Below are 19,316 nucleotides of genomic sequence, written 5' to 3'. Positions count from 1 at the left end.
CGGGAGAAATGTAAAATTATGAAGAAACGCACTTTATGAGTTTCTATGGAAAATAAAAAATATTCATGTTACTATGAACAGCAGATACAATTTCGTTTTACGAAAGGATAAAGAAAAGAACGATATGAATATCATCGGACATGTATATACAGATTTTCAGGAAAAATTTGGAATTCCCAGACAGAGCGGTCTGGTGGATGAACTGACCGGAACGGTCGTTTTTCTGCCGGAATACAGGCAGCCGGAAGCCTTCCGGGGGCTGGAGGATTTCTCCCACATCTGGATCCTGTGGGAATTCCATAAAGCCAAACGGGAGAACTGGAGTGCAACAGTAAAGCCGCCAAAACTTGGCGGCAATAAAAGAATGGGCGTATTCGCGACCAGATCGCCGTTCCGCCCAAATAATATAGGTCTGTCTTCTGTAAAATTGACAGGAATTGAATATACCGATGACTATGGTCCAATCCTGCATATCTCTGGTGTCGATCTGTTAAACGGTACTCCTGTATATGATATCAAACCTTATATTCCATACACAGACTGCCACCCGGATGCCACCAGTGGTTTTACCGAACACATTCATACGGAAAAGCTGGATGTCATCTTTCCGCCGGAGCTTCTTGCAATGATTCCGGAAGCCAAGCGTCCTGCCCTGATTGGCATTCTTGCAGAAGATCCGCGTCCCGGCTACCAGCACGATCCCGACCGCAGATATGGCGTCGCCTTCGCAGGCTTCGACGTGCGCTTCCACATCAACGGCAACGTCCTCACAGTGTGTGAGGTGGTGGCTGTACAGTGACATTTTCAGATGGGGCATACCTATCCGGAACATCGGTCCTTAACGAATCACCGTAAGGTGAGGAGTTTAGTACCGCTACGTGATAACTGAGACCTTAGCGAGGCTTTGCCGAGATTAGTTCGAAGTTATACAGAGTAGGATAGAACGAAAGTGTTCTGCGGAATAAATATATATATACAGGCATTAGTGATTATGCGAAGCGTACGACTCTAGTGCTCGTGTTCCGGTACAACGGCGAAGAATATGAGGTCTTCGGTGCCTTCATTTGACAGGCTGTGGGTTGCTCCCTGCGGACAATAATGGCAGTCGCCCGGATACAGCTTCTCTTTGGTGTCCTCATACTCCATCGTTCCGACACCGGAAAGTACATAAATAATTTCACTGTTTGTCTCATGTGTATGTGTTCCGATCGATGAACCAGGCACAAGTCTGCCCTTCATGATCTTGTTATTCATATCCTGAAACATATGCACATGGAATGTTCCTTCTCCCCCTTTAAAATTCTCGATCGCTGATTCTGCGATTGTATCAAACGATATCTTCATATGATTCCTCCTTATATGGTTCCTTATATTAACATCCGCACACTCTTTATTCGATACTTTCAATCAATCTTCTGACTGCTTCTTCTATATGCTCCGGCATGATACCGGAATAATTAATGACCAGTGTATGATATCTGGCATTTTCGGTATTTCTATAATACTGGCTGAGAAATGAAATGTGAACGTCTCTTGCTTCGGCATTATTCCGCAGCCGATCGTCACTGTAATTCGTATCAATCTCCAACAGAAAATGCAGCCCTGAATTCTCTTCGCGAATACGAATCTTGTCCGGATTCATATATTTTTTAATGCAGGCAAGCACCAGATCCCGCTGTTCTCTGTAATAATTACGCATGCGGTTGATGTGTTTTTCCAGACAACCATCGGTGATAAATCTTGCAAGTGTATATTGCTCGATATTTGACACCGTACATGCATAAAAGCTGAGCATCTCATCATATCGCCGCATCAAACTCTCCGGGAGAACCATATAACTGATACGGATCGTAGAGGAAAGGCTCTTGGAAAATGTGTTGATATAGATGACCTTTTCGCCCACATCGATACTTTCAAGTGTAGGTACCGGCTTGCCAACCAGTCGAAATTCACTGTCATATTCATCTTCGATGATATAGCGGTTGTCCTTTCTTGATGCCCAAGATAACAATTCATATCTCCTGCTGACAGGTGTTACCAGTCCGGTCGGAAAATGATGCGCCGGCGAAATATGAAGTACATCTGCGCCAGATTCTTCCAGAGCCTCCATATTGATCCCATTTCCATCCATTGCCACAAATTTGCAGCATACATTCTGCGCCTGATAGATCCTTGATATCTTCTGATACCCCGGATCTTCGACCGCATAACATTTGTCATAGCCAAGCAGCTGAATGATAAGACCATAGAGATATTCTGTTCCGGCTCCTATGATGACCTGCTCCGGCTTCACATCCATACCACGGAACTGATACAGATAGCCTGCTACGGCGCTTCGCAGCTCATAGACACCCTTGGACGGTGATCGGGACATCAGCTCTTTGCTGTTTTCCGCCATCACTTCTTTTAAAAGCTTTGACCAGATGCTGAATGGAAACGCATCCTCTACCGTTGAGTTACTGGCAAAATCCGCAAAATATGTTTTCTTTTCTTTCGGCTTTTCAAATTGCTTCGCCGGTCGCTCCGGCAACGGCTTCATCAGATCTGCCGAAATGTCCGTAACATAATAACCGCTTTTCGGAATCGAATATATATATCCTTCGGCAACCAACTGACTGTATGCATTTTCCACGGTGATCGTGCTGACATTCAGATTTTTTGCAAGCAGACGCTTCGATGGCAAACGTTCCCCTGCTACAAGCTTCTTAGACAAAATATCTGTTTTGATCTGCTTGTACAGATATTCATATAACGTATCTGTTCCTCGATTTTCCAGTGCATATGTCAGCATAGCAAACCGCCCTTCACATTATTCCTGCCGGCATCACACCCCCTTTGCGATACCATAGTTATAAAATATTATATGTGGGAAGAAAGCATTATGCAAGTTTTTTACATTCTATAGATAGACAAAAACTCTATGGCATCCCGCCCTGTGCCTGTCCTTATAGAAATGCCGTGCTGCGTTTTCTACTCACTGCACATGTTAAATTCGTAAATACTCCTGTGCTAACTCGCCTTCGGCTCAAACAAGCACCCGTATTTACTAACAATGTGCAGTTCATAACGAAATCCTCGCAATGGCATTTCTATAAGGACAGGCGCAGGGCGGGATATCACATAGTTCTTATATATGAACAATAAAAAACGGTATTTATTAGCGTACAGTCAACCTGCTCAATAATAAATACCGTTATCTTATTGTTTGCTTTTACAGTCTTTATTTGATCATGTCTAAGAACATCTGATGAATACGGGTATCATCGGAAAGCTCCGGATGGAATGCCAGTGCGATCTGGTTCTGATATTTTACCGCTACAATGTGACCATCTACCTCGGCTAATACCTCAACACCCGGCTTTACACTCTCGATATATGGTGCACGGATAAATTCCATCGGATATACTCCAAGACCTTTGATCTCGCCATCATAATGAAAGCTTCCAAGCTGTCTGCCATATGCATTTCTCTTTACGCAGACCGGAAGGGTCGCAAAATGACGTTTATCATCATTGGACAGTTCTTCTGCAAGAAGGATCAGTCCCGCACAGGTTGCAAGAACCGGCATGCCCTGTTCGATCTTTTCTTTTAATACATCATACATATCAAGCTCTTTTAACAGCTTACCCTGAACAGTGCTTTCGCCACCCGGCAAAACGATACCGTCAAAATCCTGTTCCAGATCACTTTTCTGTCTGAGTTCTATTGTTTCTGCTCCAAGGCTCTCTAACATTTTCTCGTGTTCGATAAATGCGCCCTGAACCGCTAATACTGCTATCTTCATCGTGTCTGTTCATCCTTTCGCTTATGTCGATCATCCATCATTACGATATCCGCATCTATTTGTCTGTCTGATATTTTACTTACCACGCTCAGCCATAAGGAGTTCGATCTCGCTCTCATTGATACCAACCATAGCTTCACCAAGATCCTCTGATAATTCAGCGATCAGTTTTGCATCTGTGAAGTTTGTAACAGCCTTAACGATGGCATTTGCACGCTTCTCCGGATTTCCTGACTTGAAGATACCGGATCCAACGAATACGCCTTCAGCACCAAGCTGCATCATAAGAGCTGCGTCTGCCGGTGTAGCAACACCGCCTGCTGCGAAGTTTACAACCGGAAGGCGCTTGTGCTCATGTACATATAATACAAGGTCATATGGAACCTGAAGAACCTTTGCTGCATCATATAATTCATCTTCACGCATAGAAGAAATACGTGCGATCTCGCTGTTCATCATTCTCATATGTCTTACAGCCTGAACAACATCACCTGTACCGGGTTCACCCTTTGTACGGATCATGGATGCACCTTCATTGATTCTACGAAGTGCCTCGCCGAGATCCTTAGCACCACATACAAATGGTACTTTGAACTTTGTCTTGTCGATGTGATATACATCATCAGCAGGTGAAAGAACTTCACTCTCATCAATGTAATCGATCTCGATTGCTTCAAGAAGCTGAGCTTCTACAAAATGTCCGATACGGCACTTTGCCATAACAGGGATAGATACTGCATCCTGAATACCTTTGATCATCTTAGGATCACTCATTCTTGATACACCGCCTGCTGCTCTGATATCTGCCGGAATACGCTCCAGTGCCATAACTGCACATGCACCTGCTGCCTCGGCGATCTTTGCCTGCTCCGGTGTTGTTACATCCATGATAACGCCACCCTTTAACATCTGTGCCAATTCTTTGTTTAATTCATACTGTCTGTTTGCCATAATCGTAACTCCTTTTTTCATTTGATGTGTGTATTTATCTGTAACATATTCATCCTTGAATATCACTACTCAAAATCACGAACAGATTCACTACAAACCTGCTAGGATTTATTATAAAATTATCTGACCATATTGAAATATTCAATTTCAAACTTTTTCTTATATCCAAACTGACCATATCAATATGTCACATATGCAAATACCAGATATCAGATTATGTAAACTGACCTCTCGGACAGATCACCGTATTGTATAATAAACAAAATAGCAGGAAAATGTTGCGAAAACGCCTGCGTTTCGATGGTTTTGTGCCGGGATGGAGGACACAACGATTTTATCGTGTCCGAAATCCCGTGCATATAAAAACCAATCGAAGCAAAGTAAGTTTCGCATTTTTTCCTGCTATTTCTGTTTATATGAAATACAGTGATCATCCGGCTTCTAGCCAAGGCGCAGCATCGCGTCAATGCTCTTTCTGGCTTTCTGCATTGTCTCCTCTGTAAGGGTAATGCTCTCGCCCTCACCATTTACCACGCAGTTATAGACATCACCAAGTGTCGTCATCTTCATGTTGTGGCATACACAATCCTTAGACAATGCATAGAAACGCTTCCCTGGGTGTGCAAGCTGAAGGTGTGACACGATACTGTTCTCCGTACCGATGATGAATTCCTTTGCATCACTCTTTGCTGCATAATCCATAATTCCGGTTGTACTTCCGGCATAGTCTGCAAGCTCCGTTACTTCCTTTAAACATTCCGGATGTACCAGAAGTAATGCGTTTGGATGAGCTGCTTTTGCTTTCTCTACATCTTTTACGGTTACTCTGACATGTGTCGGACAGCCGCCCGACACCAGCTTAATATTCTTTTCCGGTACCTGCTTCTTTACCCATGAACCGAGATTACAGTCAGGAATAAATAAGATATCCTTTTCCGGCATATTCTTCACGATCTTTACTGCCGAAGAAGATGTAACACAGACATCACTCAACGTCTTTACTTCTGTTGTAGTATTCACATATGCTACAACTGTATAATCCGGATTCTTCTCACGAAGGGCAGCTAACAGATCATAGTCGATCTGGTCTGCCATCGGGCATCCGGCATCCGGCTCCGGCAGATATACTGTCTTTTCCGGTGATAACAGTTTTACAGTCTCTGCCATAAAACGCACACCACACATGATCATAGTCTTTTGAGGTGCTTCCGCTGCTCTCTGTGCAAGGCCAAAGGAATCTCCTACATAGTCAGCTACTTCCCAGATATCATGGCTCTGGTAGGCATGTGCAAGAATACAAATATCCTTTTCCTTCTTTATTCTCATTATTTCATCCTGCATCTCTTTTATATTCATGACAATTTTCTCCTTTGTCTGTTATGTTTTCATTTTTTGTTAAAGAATGCACAGTAAGTATACCGCATATTGAGAAAGATTACCATCTATTCTGTTAAATATGCATATCCACCAACATTCTGGCACGGTTATAAACATTCAACTTTGAAGAACCGGAATCTACATCAGCACTCACAATACGCCCTTCCGGAAGCTTTTGCTGAATGGAAGGATACAATCCCCTCCCACAGATATGATTTGGCATACATCCAAACGGTTGAACTGCCAATACCTTTTTGCAGTCATGCAGAATATGTCCTACCATCTCTGCACCGATCAGCCAGCCATCACCTGTTCTATATGTCCAGTTTACATAACCATCAGCCTCTTTTTTCATTATTTGAAATTCTTCCATCGAATAAAATCCATACTGCCGCATTGCTGCAATCATGGATCTCTGAAGACTTCCGAACAGTTTTAACCCAATACGATAAGCCACCTGTTCTATTTTGCTTACATCCGATAAATGCGAATCTATATAATACATCGCGTACCAGGATAATCCATTTGTATGGGATTCGCAATTATTCTTTTCGAGAAAACGGATCATATCCCAGTTTCCCAAATGACAATACTTTATATAAATCTCTCCGACGATCCCTATTCGTTGCTTTCTCGGCTTCACCAGTTCAATTTTTGAAAAATCCGCCGCAATCCTTATAAAATTCTGTTTCATTCTTGAAATTGTCAGATGTTTTCCTTCCCGAAGATCATATGCAAGAATCCTGATCCATTTCTTCCATTTCCTTTGTGCCTCACCTTTATGCACTTCATTTGGTCTGACCTGATTTAGTAAAAGCATCAGAATATCACCATAAAACAATCCAAATAACGCACGCCAGACCATATCAGGTTCCAGCTTCATCTGCTCCCCCTTCTCCAATCCCTGAATGTTTAACGACAATACCTGAGCTTGCGGAAATCCTGCTTTCCGAACAGCCGCCTTTAACACATGCAGATAATTTGAACCACGACATGCATCTCCGGCAGTCGGCATTAATAATTTTGTACGGTTCAGATCATATTTCCCTGATTGAAGAGCTGCTATCATCTGTCCTGCATTTAAGATGATCGGATAACACATATCGTTATTGACATATTTTAATCCAATATCCGTTATATCCGTTTCATTTTTTAAAATCACCGGATGATAATTTTTTGAATAAAACGCATATTTTAACAATGGAAAATGTGCATCTAACATTGCTGGAATCAACAGGATACATTTCTCCCGATCCGCATTTTCTCTGATCTTATACATATCTCCCTATCCCTCATTTTCTAAAATGCAGATATATACTTTCTCACTATCTGCAATGCCTCATATACCTGATCTGAGAGTACCACATTTTGCCATACTTTTTCAATACAAACAACTTGAGAAAGCATTTAATTTATTGACTTTATGACCGCGATATGTCACAATTTGTATCAATGAAAAAAGAGCCATAATTCTATGGAAAAATATAAATCAGAAAGGTTGAAATATTATGAATAAAGCTCTTGTCTTATTGTTTTTATTTTTTATCGGAAGTCTGATCGGATGGGTGATTGAATTGTTCTTCCGCAGATTCTGTTCTCCAAATGGTCGAACAACAAAGAAATGGGTAAATCCCGGCTTTCTGGTCGGTCCTTACCTTCCGCTATATGGATCAGGACTATGCGTCTTGTATATGTTAGCATCTATTAACCTGTCATTTCTGGATGAACATCCAATCATTGAGAAGATTGTTTTATTTGTATTTATGGCGATCGCTATGACCGTGATCGAATACATCACCGGATTGATCTTCATTAAGGGAATGAATGTAAAACTCTGGGACTACACAGAACGATGGGGCAATATTCAGGGAATCATCTGTCCACTGTTTTCATTCTTCTGGGCAGTTCTCGGCGCGATCTACTACCTGCTGATCCATCCACATGTTTTATCAGCACTTGACTGGTTATCCAGAAATCTTGCATTTTCATTCTTTATCGGATTCTTCTACGGCGTGTTCCTGATTGATATCGTTTACTCCTTCAACCTGATCGTCAAGATCCGTCAGTTGGCTACTGAATACGAGATCGTCGTTAAAATCGATGAACTCAAACAGCATCTGTTAGAGGAAGCTGAGCTCCGCAAGGAAAAATCTCATTTCTTCCTTGCTATGAAAAATGCACGACCGCTCCGTGAGATATTTGAGGATTCGTTAGAGAAATATTCTATTAAGAAGATTCTGAAAGAAAAGAAGAAGAAATAATATATTGATTTTATCTAAAAAATATGCGCGCTGGCTTATCACTATATCTTTATTGCGCAGAACACTCTCGTTCTATTTTCACGTAGCGGTACTAAACTCGTCACCTATTGGTGACTCGTTAAGGACCGACGTTCAAATAGGTCTGCTCCATAAAATATAGTGATAAGCTGGCGCGCATATTTTTAATGCTACTAAAATTGTTTTATGCTTCTTTCTTCTCCCCCACAGGAATCTGTGCGAAGATAATTGCAATAAAGATCAACAGGCAGCCAAGGAGCTGGCGGGCGGTCAACACCTCACCAAGGATCACCCATCCGGCAAGTACTGAAAATACAGATTCCAGACTCATGATCATAGATGCCAGCGTCGGATTCAGTCCATTCTGTGCAATAATCTGCAAGGTATAAGCAACACCGCTCGACATCACACCGGCATACAGAATTGCAACCCATGCATCCCATGACTGTAACTGTGAAAGCCATGCTGCTATTCCTGCTGCCGAATGTCCCATCTCTGAAAAGAACATCGGAAACGCACTGAATGCCCCGGCAACCAGGAACTGGATACAGGACATCCGTACACCATCAACCAATGGTGAAAAATGATCGATCACCAGAATATGTATAGCAAACAAAAATGCACAGAGCAATACAAAGAGATCACTGTTCTGAAATGATAGCGGCCCCGCTGTCATACATAAAAGATAAAGTCCTACAATCGTGATCACCATTCCAAGCCAGATATTCCAACCACATTTTTTCTTTAAAAACAAACCAAGAATCGGAACCAGCAGAATATAGCAAGCCGTCAGAAAACCGGCCTTGCCTGCCGGAGTGCCATAATACAGACCAAGCTGCTGTGCAGAGCTTGCAAAGAACAATGCCATTCCGCAGCACAGTCCACCGATCCATAACTTTCTCCGTTCTGCGGCTGTCTTTGGCTTTTTATTATTTGGATTAATTTTATCAAGTAACCTGATTACCGGAAGCAATACTACACTTCCAACCAGACTTCGTATACAATTAAAAGAAAATGGTCCCAGTGCCTGTCCGCCTTTACTCTGTGCCACAAAGGCGGTTCCCCAGATAAATGCCGTAAGAACTAACAGGAGTGAATTTCTGATTTGTCTGCTTTTCATTTGTATTTTCTCTTCCTATCTTGTTTATTGTCAAATAGTTACATTATTCCTTTGAATCATTTTCTGTACAGATATTTTTCCTGTCATATGCATCCAGAAAATGATGCTTCTCTCCGTGCTGCTTCCATGCAACAACCGTGTCCAGATTTACATTTTCCACACTCTTGAAAATATTCCCTTCCACATAAGGATTTACCTGCTTCAAAGTCTGAATCAGTTCCTTGATCTCAACACGTTTCGAACGATTCTCGTTATTACAAGTCGTACAGGTGTCCGTGAATTTACATGCACACTGGATAAAATGCAGACCATTATAATCCCTCCATGCCTTGATATCATCCTCACGCACCAGATATAACGGTCGGATCAGTTCCATCCCTTCAAAATTCGTGCTGTGAAGCTTCGGCATCATCGTCTGTACCTGTGCACCATACAGCATACCCATCAATATGGTTTCAATTACATCATCATAGTGATGACCAAGTGCAATCTTATTACAGCCAAGCTCCTGTGCAAAATGATACAGATGTCCTCGTCTCATTCGTGCACACAGATAACATGGCGACTTCTCAACCGTAAATACAGATTCAAATATATCCGATTCAAATATCGTGATCGGAATATTCAGACTTTTTGCATTTTCTTCTATAACCTTCCGGTTCGCCTCACTGTAACCGGGATCCATAACCAGAAACTTAACTTCAAATTCAAATTTGTTATGCAGCTTCAATTCCTGAAAACATTTCGCCATCAGCATAGAATCCTTACCACCGGAAATGCAGACCGCGATCTTATCTCCCGGCTTCACCAGCTCATATGTGTTGATCGCCTTGGTGAACTTTGACCAAATGCTTTTCTTGAATTTCTTACGCAGGCTCAGCTCAACATCCTTCGCCTTGTTCTGCTCCTCCGGTTTGCTCATAACATCTAACAGCCATGCAGCATAACCGCCTTCCAGACTCTCTGCCTGATATCCTTTTTCTTTCAAATGCTCCGCTACGTCGATGCTGACTACGCCTCTCGCACAGAAAATAACAAGCAGCTTGTCCTTATCCACCTCGCTGCTTGTCTCTATTTCTTCCGCAGGAACCGCAATCGCATCCGGCACTGCCCCATGAGAAATCTCAATGGCATCCCGGATATCGATCAACCGATAACTGTCTTTATCTCGATTCTTTAATTCCGCTATTGTAATGCTCATATGCACGCTGCCTTTCTTCCTAGTGCACCAATAATCTTTCATATATATTTAACCTACACTAAAATACCAAGCAATTATATGACCTAAAAAGTTACTTTGTCAATGCAATTATGGAAAACAGCTACTCTTGAAGAATATAAACGAAAACAGCTCTGTTTTAGATAGTCAATATATTCTCCTGTTTCAGCGTCAATTACCAGCAGCGAATCAGGAAAATAAAAATAATCATATGTATAACAGATATCCAAATCCTCATAATACGCCACGAGCCAAACAGGTTTGTACTCAAACGTCCCTAATTTTTCCCCCTCCACAAGCATATAATCAAGCTCCATAAAATTAAATGCCGCTGGTTTATCAATTCCTGGATATGCTGCATAAAATGCCTCATATTGTTCTGCGAATTTCGGTTCTATATCTTCAAAATCCATTAATGTTACTGCTTTTTCTCCTGCCTGCACCCCTGCAATATAAAGTTCCGCATTCATCACACCATTATCGTCAACACAAACAGTAAATAATTCAGATGTGCAGAACGGATATGGCGCAAACAACTCCGTTTCAGCTATATATGCCCCTCTATTGCCTGCAGCTCTGGTAAACTGAAAACAATAGCCATTAAAATCAATTGGTCTTGCACTTTCAAACGTACTATAACCAAGCGGTCCTTCTTCTAAAATCTCTACATCCGTAATTCCACATGCTTCCAAAAACAACAAGGCTTCATCACGCGCACAATCCATATCTTTTGCACATCTGTTTTCCACTGTATTCTCTAAGTCAACAATACATTCTGTTACATCTCCCAGATGATTTTCCAATGTGATCGTATCATCCGTCTTCATTCCGTAATATGTATATAAACCCGCAGTTCCCAGATAATTCTCCAGTGTAATTCCTGTAATACAATCATTTTCTTCTTTAAATGTCAAAAGGAATAAATTATCTCCGATATATCCAACATATTTCTGTCCCTCATAATTCTGTATCAATGCTCGTTTATCTGATGCACCTGCCTCACAGGCAATAATATTTTCTATTTCTTGATCGCAGGAAACTGCCTGTGATGTTTGTCCCTGATCCAAATAATATTCTCGAATTTTCTCCTGATATATATGTATGGTTTCCAGATCCTCTCTGCACAGATTCTTATAATCATTTTCCAAACGGTTCTCAAAAATTCCTTTCTCTTCCTCAAACACAGCTTCAACAATCTCCTGTTTTTGTTTTGCAGCATTCGGAATCTGCTTATATTCATATATTCTAAAATCAGAATCTGGTATATATTCAACACCCTCTATCGCAAGCTTAACTGTATTCTTATTTACTTTCCATTCTTCCATATAACTATCCGGAATATGCAAACTATTTGCCGCATCCCCTACATATGATATATTCTTCTCTTTTGCACTTTCACAAGCAGTTAATCCCCCAAAGCACAATAATATAGATATCATAAGCGTGACTTTCCCCAAATTATTTCTCACTTTGCTTCCTCCAATATTTGTCCATCTGCAAGACGTATCACACGATCCGCCCGACTTCCTATCTCTTGATCATGTGTTATCACAATCAATGTCTTTCCTCGTTTATTCAACATTTCTAACAACTCCATAATCGCGATTCCCATTTCATGATCTAATGCGCCTGTCGGTTCATCTGCAAGGATCAACTCTCCCCCTGCCACCATCAATCTTGCAATCGCACAACGCTGCTGTTCCCCACCTGAAATCCTGGTTACCTTTTTGTCTGCTAAATCCCTGATTCCTGTAAATTCTAACATTTCATTCACCAGTTTTTTTCTTTCCCTACCGGAATATCTGCCTGCCAGTAATGGCAGTTCTACATTTTCAAATACCGTATAAGATTTCATTAAGGCATAATTCTGAAATACAAATCCCACATGTTTACGACGAAATTCGTGAAGCTTATCTCCTTTCATCTCATGAACAGCAATATCATTATAATAGTATTCACCGCTTGTCAGATAATCCATAGTCCCAATAATATTTAATAATGTACTTTTCCCTGATCCGGATTGTCCCATGATCGATATGTATTCCCCATCCTGGACATCCAGTGATACATCCTTAAGCGCCGGAAGCTCCCGATGCTCATATATTTTTGTAACATTTCGAAGTTTTATCATCACTATTCTCCTTCTTTTCCTAACAAATCAATCGGTGAACACTTATAAATCATAAATACCGGGCAAATTGTTGATAATGCAACAAATAGTATGCTTATCTCTCCAAGGATAGGAACCACTCGCTTCCAGTATATACTTCTGTAAGAAAATACCATTAACTGATCAGGCTCTATTATATGAATAAACAACCACCATACAAGAAATAATGAACAGCCATAGGCTAGAAGAAACTTAAGAATATTCTCCCATAGGATCATCCAGGTTATATTTTTCATTGAAAATCCCGCCGTCAGCATAATTCCATACTCTCTTCGTCTCCGCAAAAAATCAAGTATCTGTATACATAAAAGTACAATACAAAATGTGAGTCCCACCAGAATTAACATCTGAATAATATTATAATTAATCTTCCGACTCATTTCTTCTCCATTTTCTATTGCTTTACCAATATCAATCACTTTTATATCTTTATATCCAGCCTTTGCCAGCTTTTGCATAAGACTTCTCTTTATCTTTACATAAGAGTGTCCTTGTTTTATAGAAAAATAGAAATCCGAATTATTACAAAATATCTCTCCCGGGCAGGCTAACACTTCATAATCCAACGGAATTGTTCCTGTAACATCTGAAAAATCCAGCATTTCCATTTGTGAAACTGGAAAACTTTGTCCCTTTTCTAATATCCCGGCAACTACATATGTATATGACTGACCTCCCACTTCGCCAATATATTTTGTTCCAACTTCTATCTTGTCCTTATATGCAGATCCCAGATATAAATACATGCCATCTTCCATCGGTTTTAATTCTTCGATTAGGATTCCTTCGTCTAATTTCATCTTCCATATATTCTGAATGGTTGCATCTATTTCAATATAATATAAGCCATCTTTTCCATCTTCATCATCGATTGCCTGAAAACTATGGCCTGTCTGAATATTTTTCAATTTCTCCAATGCCGGATCGGTATTTATATATCCTGTTTGCCACGCACAGGTTACAGCTTCCACTCCATCCACTGATTTTATTATATCCATTGCCGGGTCAGACTGTAATTCACTATCCAGTTCATCCAAAAAACGGATTTCACACAAGGTATCTATATTCCTGATTCCTGACTCTTGCAAAGAATGTCTGATATTGGTTGACATACTATAAACACTGATCAGCACAGCAATCAAAAGCAATAACACCATTGCCAACACAATATTACCACCCAGTTGTAAAACATGAGACATAACATTATCTGCTGCTAAACGTATTATATTTCGTTTTCTCATACTTAATCCCTAACCTCCTTTGCAGGCACCAGCTGTCTTAACAGCTTGCAGATTGGAAAAAGTAATACCAGCAACAAAATACCAATCATAAATATAAAATACCACAAAATATATGTATTCCAGACAAACGTCATCTTCTTTTTCATTGCAAGACAATAGAAAATCTGTAAACATCCTGCAACAATAATAGAAATTCCCATTAATATCCCGATTCGTACCAACTGCCACTCTATGATTCGTCTATCTGTTATTCCAACTGTTTTCATAATTGCAAAATCTCTTTTCTGTCGTGCATACCATACTCTTGCAATCATTATGCAATTTATAATACCCACTATGTACAGTAATATCAGAATAGCTGCTTTTAATTTATAAACGATATACACATCTGTCTGACTCTCATAATGATCCAGCAGCTGTGCATAATAATTATCTGATTGTCCAAATATCTCTATCAATTCATCAGCCTGCTCTGCAACCGGAACACTCTTATCCATAAGCTGGATTGTCATTCCCAGATAAGAAGATGAAGTATAGGTCATTCCATCGGCTATCCGGTTCAAAAATACATCTGATTCCGATGTCCAGTTTTCTAACGAGCCAAACGCAATAATCATTTTATCTGAATCATTTCCAAATGATTCCAGATACCCAGTCACCTGACAATCAATTCCATCTAATGACAAGCATTCCGTTCCATCTTTTGAAACTGTTACTGAATCCTTCCATCCATGTCCTACTACAAGATAAATGTTATCCGAATTCCATTCCTCCATTGTTGGATATCTGCCACTTTCAAGCAATCTGTTCCAGTTTCCATGATATGCCACTGCAATCTGCACTTCATCCGCATCTTCCTCACAACTGCCAATCGAAAACTCATCTCCTCTGATTACAGCATCACAACTAACATCGCTTATACGCTCCAGAATTGCTTTTGTACTCCGAACCGCCATCTCCTGTATTTGTCGATATTCTTCTATATCATTCAATTTATATTCCGTTGCTCCTGTGGTAGAGTAGATATTAATATAAGCGTTATACTTTGAAATACCATCCTGACTTTCATATTTTTGAATCCAATTACTCATAATCTGATATCCATTCAAAATTGTACTCAAGGACAGACTCATACCTACTAAAAAAAGTATAAATGTCAGCTTATCTTTTGTAATTTTATACATATCATCTTCTCCTGTAATCTGTGTTTCATTCATATCACTATAAAACAAAAACAAGCAACTTGTCCTTATCCACCTCGCTGCTTGTCTCTATGTCTTCTGCCGAAACCATGACCGCATCCGGCACTGCCCCATGAGAGATCTCAATGGCATCCCGAATATCGATCAACTGGTAACTGTCTTTATTTCGATTCTTTAATTCCGCTATTGTAATGCTCATATGCACGCTGCCTTTCTTCTTTGCACAAATCTTTTACCACTTCACCTGCAATGATCAGTCCTGCAACCGACGGAACAAATGCCACACTGCCCGGAATATCTCTCCGCTCTGTGCATTTATGCTGTGCTCCCGGAGGGCAGATGCAATTTGTTCTGCAGCTGATCGACATATCCTCAAGTGGTCTTACCGGCTGTTCTTCCGAATATACAACCTTTAACTTTTTCACGCCACGCTTCTTAAGTTCCCGACGCATAACCTTTGCAAGCGGACATACCCTTGTTTTATAAATATCTGCTACCTGAAACATACTGCCATCCAGCTTGTTTCCTGCACCCATACTGCTGATGATCGGCACTCCTTTTTTCTGTGACTGGAGCACCAGCTCAATCTTAGCCGTAACCGTATCTACCGCATCTACAACATAATCATAAGAGTCAAATGGGAATTCATCTGCATTTTCCGGCAGGAAAAAGCATTTGTGCATCTCGACCTTAGCATCCGGATTTATGTCCAGAATCCGTTCTTTCATAACATCTGTTTTATATTTCCCCACAGACTTTCTGGTGGCAATAATCTGGCGGTTCAGGTTTGTCAGGCATACCTTATCATCGTCGATCAGATCAAAGGAACCGACACCGCTCCGTGCCAGAGCTTCGCACACATAACCGCCAACGCCTCCAACGCCGAATACCGCTACTTTTGAATTTGCCAATTTGTCCATTGCTTCTTTACCAAGCAATAATTCTGTCCGGGAAAACTGTGTTAACATGTCTATCTCTCCTAAATAACCTACTAAAACGCTAGGCAAAATTATAGGGCCTGAAAAGGTTCTTTGTCAATGATTTTCTGGCAAAAAGGACCGGTATTATACCACGTCATATAATACCGATCCTGCTTACATTAACTATTTTCTAATTATTTAATCTTCCACGTCTTTACGTATCCGACGGATTTCTTTTTCAGCTGTTTCTTTAAAGCTGTCTTTGCTTTCTTTGTGCCTTTCACAGTAATGGTTGCTTTCTTATTTATGCCCTTGAATGCACTCTTACGGATGGTTGTAAGATTTCCTGCTGTGACTGTGATCTTTTTCAGATTCTTGCAACCGGCGAATGCTTCATTGCCAATCTTCGTTATACCCCTTCCGATCGTGATATTTGTCAGATTTTTGTTACCCTTGAATGCTTGGCTCGCAACCGCTGTTACTTTATAGGTAACACCACCCACCTTTACAGTAGATGGTATGGTAAGTTTTTTCGCTTTCTTGTTTGTGATCTTCATAACAGCAACAGTTGGATTCTTCTTTGAAGATGAAGTTACCTTTACTTTAATCTTCTTAGAAGGAACTGTAAGAATTGTACCTTTCTTAGCAGGCTTTGGCATTAATTTAACTGGTATATTATTCTCCTTTGCATATTTATATGCTACGGAATTTTTATTGCAAATAACTGTAGTATTTTGGTTAAAAACTGTCCACCAATATCCACTCTCATTCTCACCCTTTTTAAATACGTCAATTTCAATAACACTATCTGGTATAACAACCGATTTTAATTTCGGACAGCTAAAAAAAACTCCCTTACCGATACTTGTTACACTATCCGGTATCGTTATGCTGGTTAAATTGCTGCACATAGCAAATGTTTTACTGGAGATTCTTGTTATCCCCTCCGGCAATACTACTTTTTTAATTTATCACATGAAAAAAAAGCCTCGCATCCTATACTTCTTACATTTTCAGGTATGGTGATACTCGTTAGATCAGTAGTTGCAAATCCATAGCTTCCTATACACGTTAAGCTATTTGGTAACGTTATACTGGTCAGATTTAAGCAAAGATCAAATGCAAAATCTCCTATACTTGTTACTCCCTCCAGTATTGTTATGCTGGTTAAACTGCTACAATTCCAAAATGCAGAATCTCCTATACTTATTACCTCTGTCCCATTAATCTTATCCGGGATTACAACCTTTTTCTTATCACCTTTATACTTGGTAATAGTAATTCCATCCTTAGCTTCTTCATATGTAAAATCACCATATGTCTTTGACTCTTCCGCCTGTGCTGTCATACCGCCCCCGCCACACAGCAACACACATAAAATCAATCCCAAGCCCGCATAGATCAGGCTTCTTATCTTCTTTTGCATCATTTTCATTCATCTCTCCTTTTCTCTTATGCTCCTTGTTTTTATAAGTTACATTGCTTTTTCCCATTTTTAGAAACAGTGCTAGGTACAATTAAACACAATTTTATCTGTATCTGACACTTTTTGTTTGATGTCTCTAAAAAAGCATAAACATTATAAAAAAAAAATAACTGTCAATAGTTCACAAAATATTTCTTAATTATTTAAATTTCGACAAAAAAATCCAGATACAACATTTCTGCCATATCTGGATTTCTACTAAAATATACATGTTATCTGTTCTGCTTATGTCTTTATCCTATGATTGCCTTAATTTCCGCTTTGCTCATATCGGTTACATCCATGATCTGCTCTAAGGAATAGCCTTTCTTATGCATTTTCAGGATAATCTCCGATTTTCCTCGGGCTTCGCCTATTATTTCACCTTTGACTATGCCCGCGGCTTCGCCCTTTACATATCCCATTTCTTCTACGCCTTCACTCAGATTGCACATGATCTTCACCTCTTCCCTTATACTGTGTCTATCTACCGGTATGTCATACTCCTGTTTCATCAGCTTCAATTTCTGTTCTGCCGTCATTGTCTGCGACGCTTCCAGATTGATGATCATTTTCGCCAGTCCATCCCGCATCCGTACATAGAAGATAATATCAAAATATATCTTTCCTTCATCAATCTCAGAATTCTCAGTATTCAACCCGACAATCCGTTCACCGGTTCTGGCATCCACCATATCTTTGTTCGTTAGTCCGGGTTCAACCGGAATCTGGCTGATATACGGTTCACCTTCGATCAATGAGGCAACCGTATCTGCATCCATACCTTTAAATTCTTCTACTACCCTGATCAGTATATGCGCCAGTATGATCTTCTGTCCAAGCAGACGCTTGGTACTGGCATCATACTGTGCTTTCTGATCAGTAGCCTTGGAGGAATATACAATTTCGTTATCCATGTCCCATCCCCTTTCCCGACAGAACAGAATAACATGCATATTTTAGCTTTGTATATTGCCTCCGTCTCTCCAAGTTTGATTGTAATGGATATTAAAAAGGAAAACAAGTTTAACCATAAAAAATCCGGATACAGCATTTCTGCCATATCCGGACTTCTACTAAAATATACACCTTATCTGTGCCGCCTGCGCTCTTATCTTAATCTATTTATAACACCATCAACAAAGTTCCCAGTCCGATCAGTACACAACCAATGATCGACTTCATCGTAAATTCTTCGTGCAGGAATACAAATGCAAGAATCAATGTAATAACGACACTTAATTTATCAATTGGTACTACCTTGGATGCATTTCCCATCTGAAGTGCTTTATAATAACACAACCACGATGCTCCGGTTGCAAGTCCTGATAGGATCAGAAACAACCAGCTTTTCTTCCCGATCGCGCTGATTCCGGACTGTGTATGTGTCAGGAACACCATGCCCCATGACATCACAAGCACAACTGCTGTTCGGATCGCTGTTGCAAGATTCGAATTTACTCCGTCAATACCTACCTTTGCAAGAATTGATGTCAATGCCGCAAATACAGACGACAACAATGCAAATACAAACCACATATAAATCCTTCTTTCTTCTTTTATTATCTTCTTTTTCATGCAACTGTGC

The 19,316-nt window shown here is 40.3% G+C and carries 20 protein-coding genes; 2 read left to right on the top strand and 18 right to left on the bottom strand.

All coding sequences use genetic code 11. From position 1 onward, the window contains the following. Positions 1 to 124: 124 nt before the first annotated feature. Positions 125 to 799, top strand: a complete 675-nt coding sequence (gene tsaA / locus DXB77_RS01785) for a tRNA (N6-threonylcarbamoyladenosine(37)-N6)-methyltransferase TrmO (protein ID WP_118484455.1) — start codon at positions 125 to 127, stop codon at positions 797 to 799. 209 nt (positions 800 to 1,008) lie between these two features. Here the strand turns inward: tsaA and DXB77_RS01780 are convergent, their stop codons facing one another. From DXB77_RS01780 to DXB77_RS01755, 6 genes are all read right to left on the bottom strand, one after another. Next, positions 1,009 to 1,344 (bottom strand): cupin domain-containing protein, encoded by a 336-nt coding sequence (locus tag DXB77_RS01780; RefSeq protein WP_117785647.1) that lies wholly within the window; start codon positions 1,342 to 1,344, stop codon positions 1,009 to 1,011. 46 nt (positions 1,345 to 1,390) lie between these two features. Beyond that, complete coding sequence (locus DXB77_RS01775) at positions 1,391 to 2,791, bottom strand: PLP-dependent aminotransferase family protein (RefSeq protein WP_117785646.1); 1,401 nt, start codon at positions 2,789 to 2,791, stop codon at positions 1,391 to 1,393. 429 nt (positions 2,792 to 3,220) lie between these two features. Further along, the gene (pdxT, locus tag DXB77_RS01770; protein WP_021944998.1) at positions 3,221 to 3,784 is read right to left on the bottom strand and encodes a pyridoxal 5'-phosphate synthase glutaminase subunit PdxT; all 564 of its coding nucleotides are present in this window, start codon (positions 3,782 to 3,784) and stop codon (positions 3,221 to 3,223) included. A gap of 75 nt (positions 3,785 to 3,859) precedes the next feature. Next, positions 3,860 to 4,735 carry a pyridoxal 5'-phosphate synthase lyase subunit PdxS gene (gene pdxS, locus DXB77_RS01765; RefSeq protein ID WP_021944999.1) on the bottom strand — a complete coding sequence of 292 codons (876 nt, stop codon included), beginning with the start codon at positions 4,733 to 4,735 and terminating at the stop codon, positions 3,860 to 3,862. Between the two features lie 441 nt (positions 4,736 to 5,176). Then, positions 5,177 to 6,091 carry a quinolinate synthase NadA gene (nadA, locus tag DXB77_RS01760; RefSeq protein WP_118484421.1) on the bottom strand — a complete coding sequence of 305 codons (915 nt, stop codon included), beginning with the start codon at positions 6,089 to 6,091 and terminating at the stop codon, positions 5,177 to 5,179. Positions 6,092 to 6,185: 94 nt separating this feature from the next. Continuing rightward, positions 6,186 to 7,391 carry a 2-hydroxyacyl-CoA dehydratase gene (locus DXB77_RS01755; RefSeq protein WP_118484419.1) on the bottom strand — a complete coding sequence of 402 codons (1,206 nt, stop codon included), beginning with the start codon at positions 7,389 to 7,391 and terminating at the stop codon, positions 6,186 to 6,188. 229 nt (positions 7,392 to 7,620) lie between these two features. Between DXB77_RS01755 and DXB77_RS01750 the strand changes: the two genes are divergently transcribed. Further along, positions 7,621 to 8,373: a putative ABC transporter permease gene (locus tag DXB77_RS01750; protein ID WP_118484417.1), complete on the top strand. Its 753-nt coding sequence runs from the start codon at positions 7,621 to 7,623 to the stop codon at positions 8,371 to 8,373. Between the two features lie 202 nt (positions 8,374 to 8,575). Here the strand turns inward: DXB77_RS01750 and DXB77_RS01745 are convergent, their stop codons facing one another. The 12 genes from DXB77_RS01745 to DXB77_RS01695 form a co-directional block, all read right to left on the bottom strand. Beyond that, a complete protein-coding gene (locus DXB77_RS01745; protein WP_118484415.1) occupies positions 8,576 to 9,511 on the bottom strand; it encodes a DMT family transporter in 936 nt (311 codons plus the stop codon). Positions 9,512 to 9,554: 43 nt separating this feature from the next. Next, on the bottom strand, positions 9,555 to 10,712 hold the full coding sequence (locus tag DXB77_RS01740) for an ATP-binding protein (RefSeq protein ID WP_117807435.1): 1,158 nt from the start codon (positions 10,710 to 10,712) through the stop codon (positions 9,555 to 9,557). Between the two features lie 83 nt (positions 10,713 to 10,795). Next, entirely contained in the window at positions 10,796 to 12,199 is a 1,404-nt protein-coding gene (locus DXB77_RS01735; RefSeq protein ID WP_117807147.1) for a hypothetical protein, read from the bottom strand. Then, positions 12,196 to 12,861: an ABC transporter ATP-binding protein gene (locus tag DXB77_RS01730; protein ID WP_182439415.1), complete on the bottom strand. Its 666-nt coding sequence runs from the start codon at positions 12,859 to 12,861 to the stop codon at positions 12,196 to 12,198. Before DXB77_RS01730 ends, DXB77_RS01735 begins: the two co-directional genes overlap by 4 nt. Before the next feature lie 2 nt (positions 12,862 to 12,863). Then, positions 12,864 to 14,141, bottom strand: coding sequence for an ABC transporter permease (locus DXB77_RS01725; protein ID WP_117807146.1), 1,278 nt, complete (start codon positions 14,139 to 14,141; stop codon positions 12,864 to 12,866). A 2-nt stretch (positions 14,142 to 14,143) separates the two neighbouring features. Next, a complete protein-coding gene (locus DXB77_RS01720) occupies positions 14,144 to 15,325 on the bottom strand; it encodes an ABC transporter permease (RefSeq protein ID WP_147353796.1) in 1,182 nt (393 codons plus the stop codon). A gap of 37 nt (positions 15,326 to 15,362) precedes the next feature. Next, positions 15,363 to 15,542, bottom strand: coding sequence for a hypothetical protein (locus DXB77_RS01715; RefSeq protein ID WP_181986466.1), 180 nt, complete (start codon positions 15,540 to 15,542; stop codon positions 15,363 to 15,365). Then, positions 15,505 to 16,311 carry a tRNA threonylcarbamoyladenosine dehydratase gene (locus DXB77_RS01710; protein ID WP_117807144.1) on the bottom strand — a complete coding sequence of 269 codons (807 nt, stop codon included), beginning with the start codon at positions 16,309 to 16,311 and terminating at the stop codon, positions 15,505 to 15,507. Before DXB77_RS01710 ends, DXB77_RS01715 begins: the two co-directional genes overlap by 38 nt. 146 nt (positions 16,312 to 16,457) lie before the next feature. Beyond that, entirely contained in the window at positions 16,458 to 17,174 is a 717-nt protein-coding gene (locus tag DXB77_RS13205) for a leucine-rich repeat domain-containing protein (RefSeq protein WP_242995967.1), read from the bottom strand. Between the two features lie 44 nt (positions 17,175 to 17,218). Next, the gene (locus tag DXB77_RS13200; protein ID WP_242995965.1) at positions 17,219 to 17,698 is read right to left on the bottom strand and encodes a leucine-rich repeat domain-containing protein; all 480 of its coding nucleotides are present in this window, start codon (positions 17,696 to 17,698) and stop codon (positions 17,219 to 17,221) included. Between the two features lie 284 nt (positions 17,699 to 17,982). Continuing rightward, positions 17,983 to 18,645 carry a hypothetical protein gene (locus DXB77_RS01700; protein ID WP_118662632.1) on the bottom strand — a complete coding sequence of 221 codons (663 nt, stop codon included), beginning with the start codon at positions 18,643 to 18,645 and terminating at the stop codon, positions 17,983 to 17,985. 208 nt (positions 18,646 to 18,853) lie between these two features. Further along, positions 18,854 to 19,267: an EamA family transporter gene (locus DXB77_RS01695; protein ID WP_021943198.1), complete on the bottom strand. Its 414-nt coding sequence runs from the start codon at positions 19,265 to 19,267 to the stop codon at positions 18,854 to 18,856. Positions 19,268 to 19,316: the final 49 nt, after the last annotated feature.

The sequence above is a fragment of the Clostridium sp. OM05-9 genome (assembly GCF_003481465.1).
GTDB lineage: Bacteria > Bacillota > Clostridia > Lachnospirales > Lachnospiraceae > Coprococcus > Coprococcus ammoniilyticus.
This window is presented reverse-complemented; position numbering and strand designations above follow the sequence as displayed.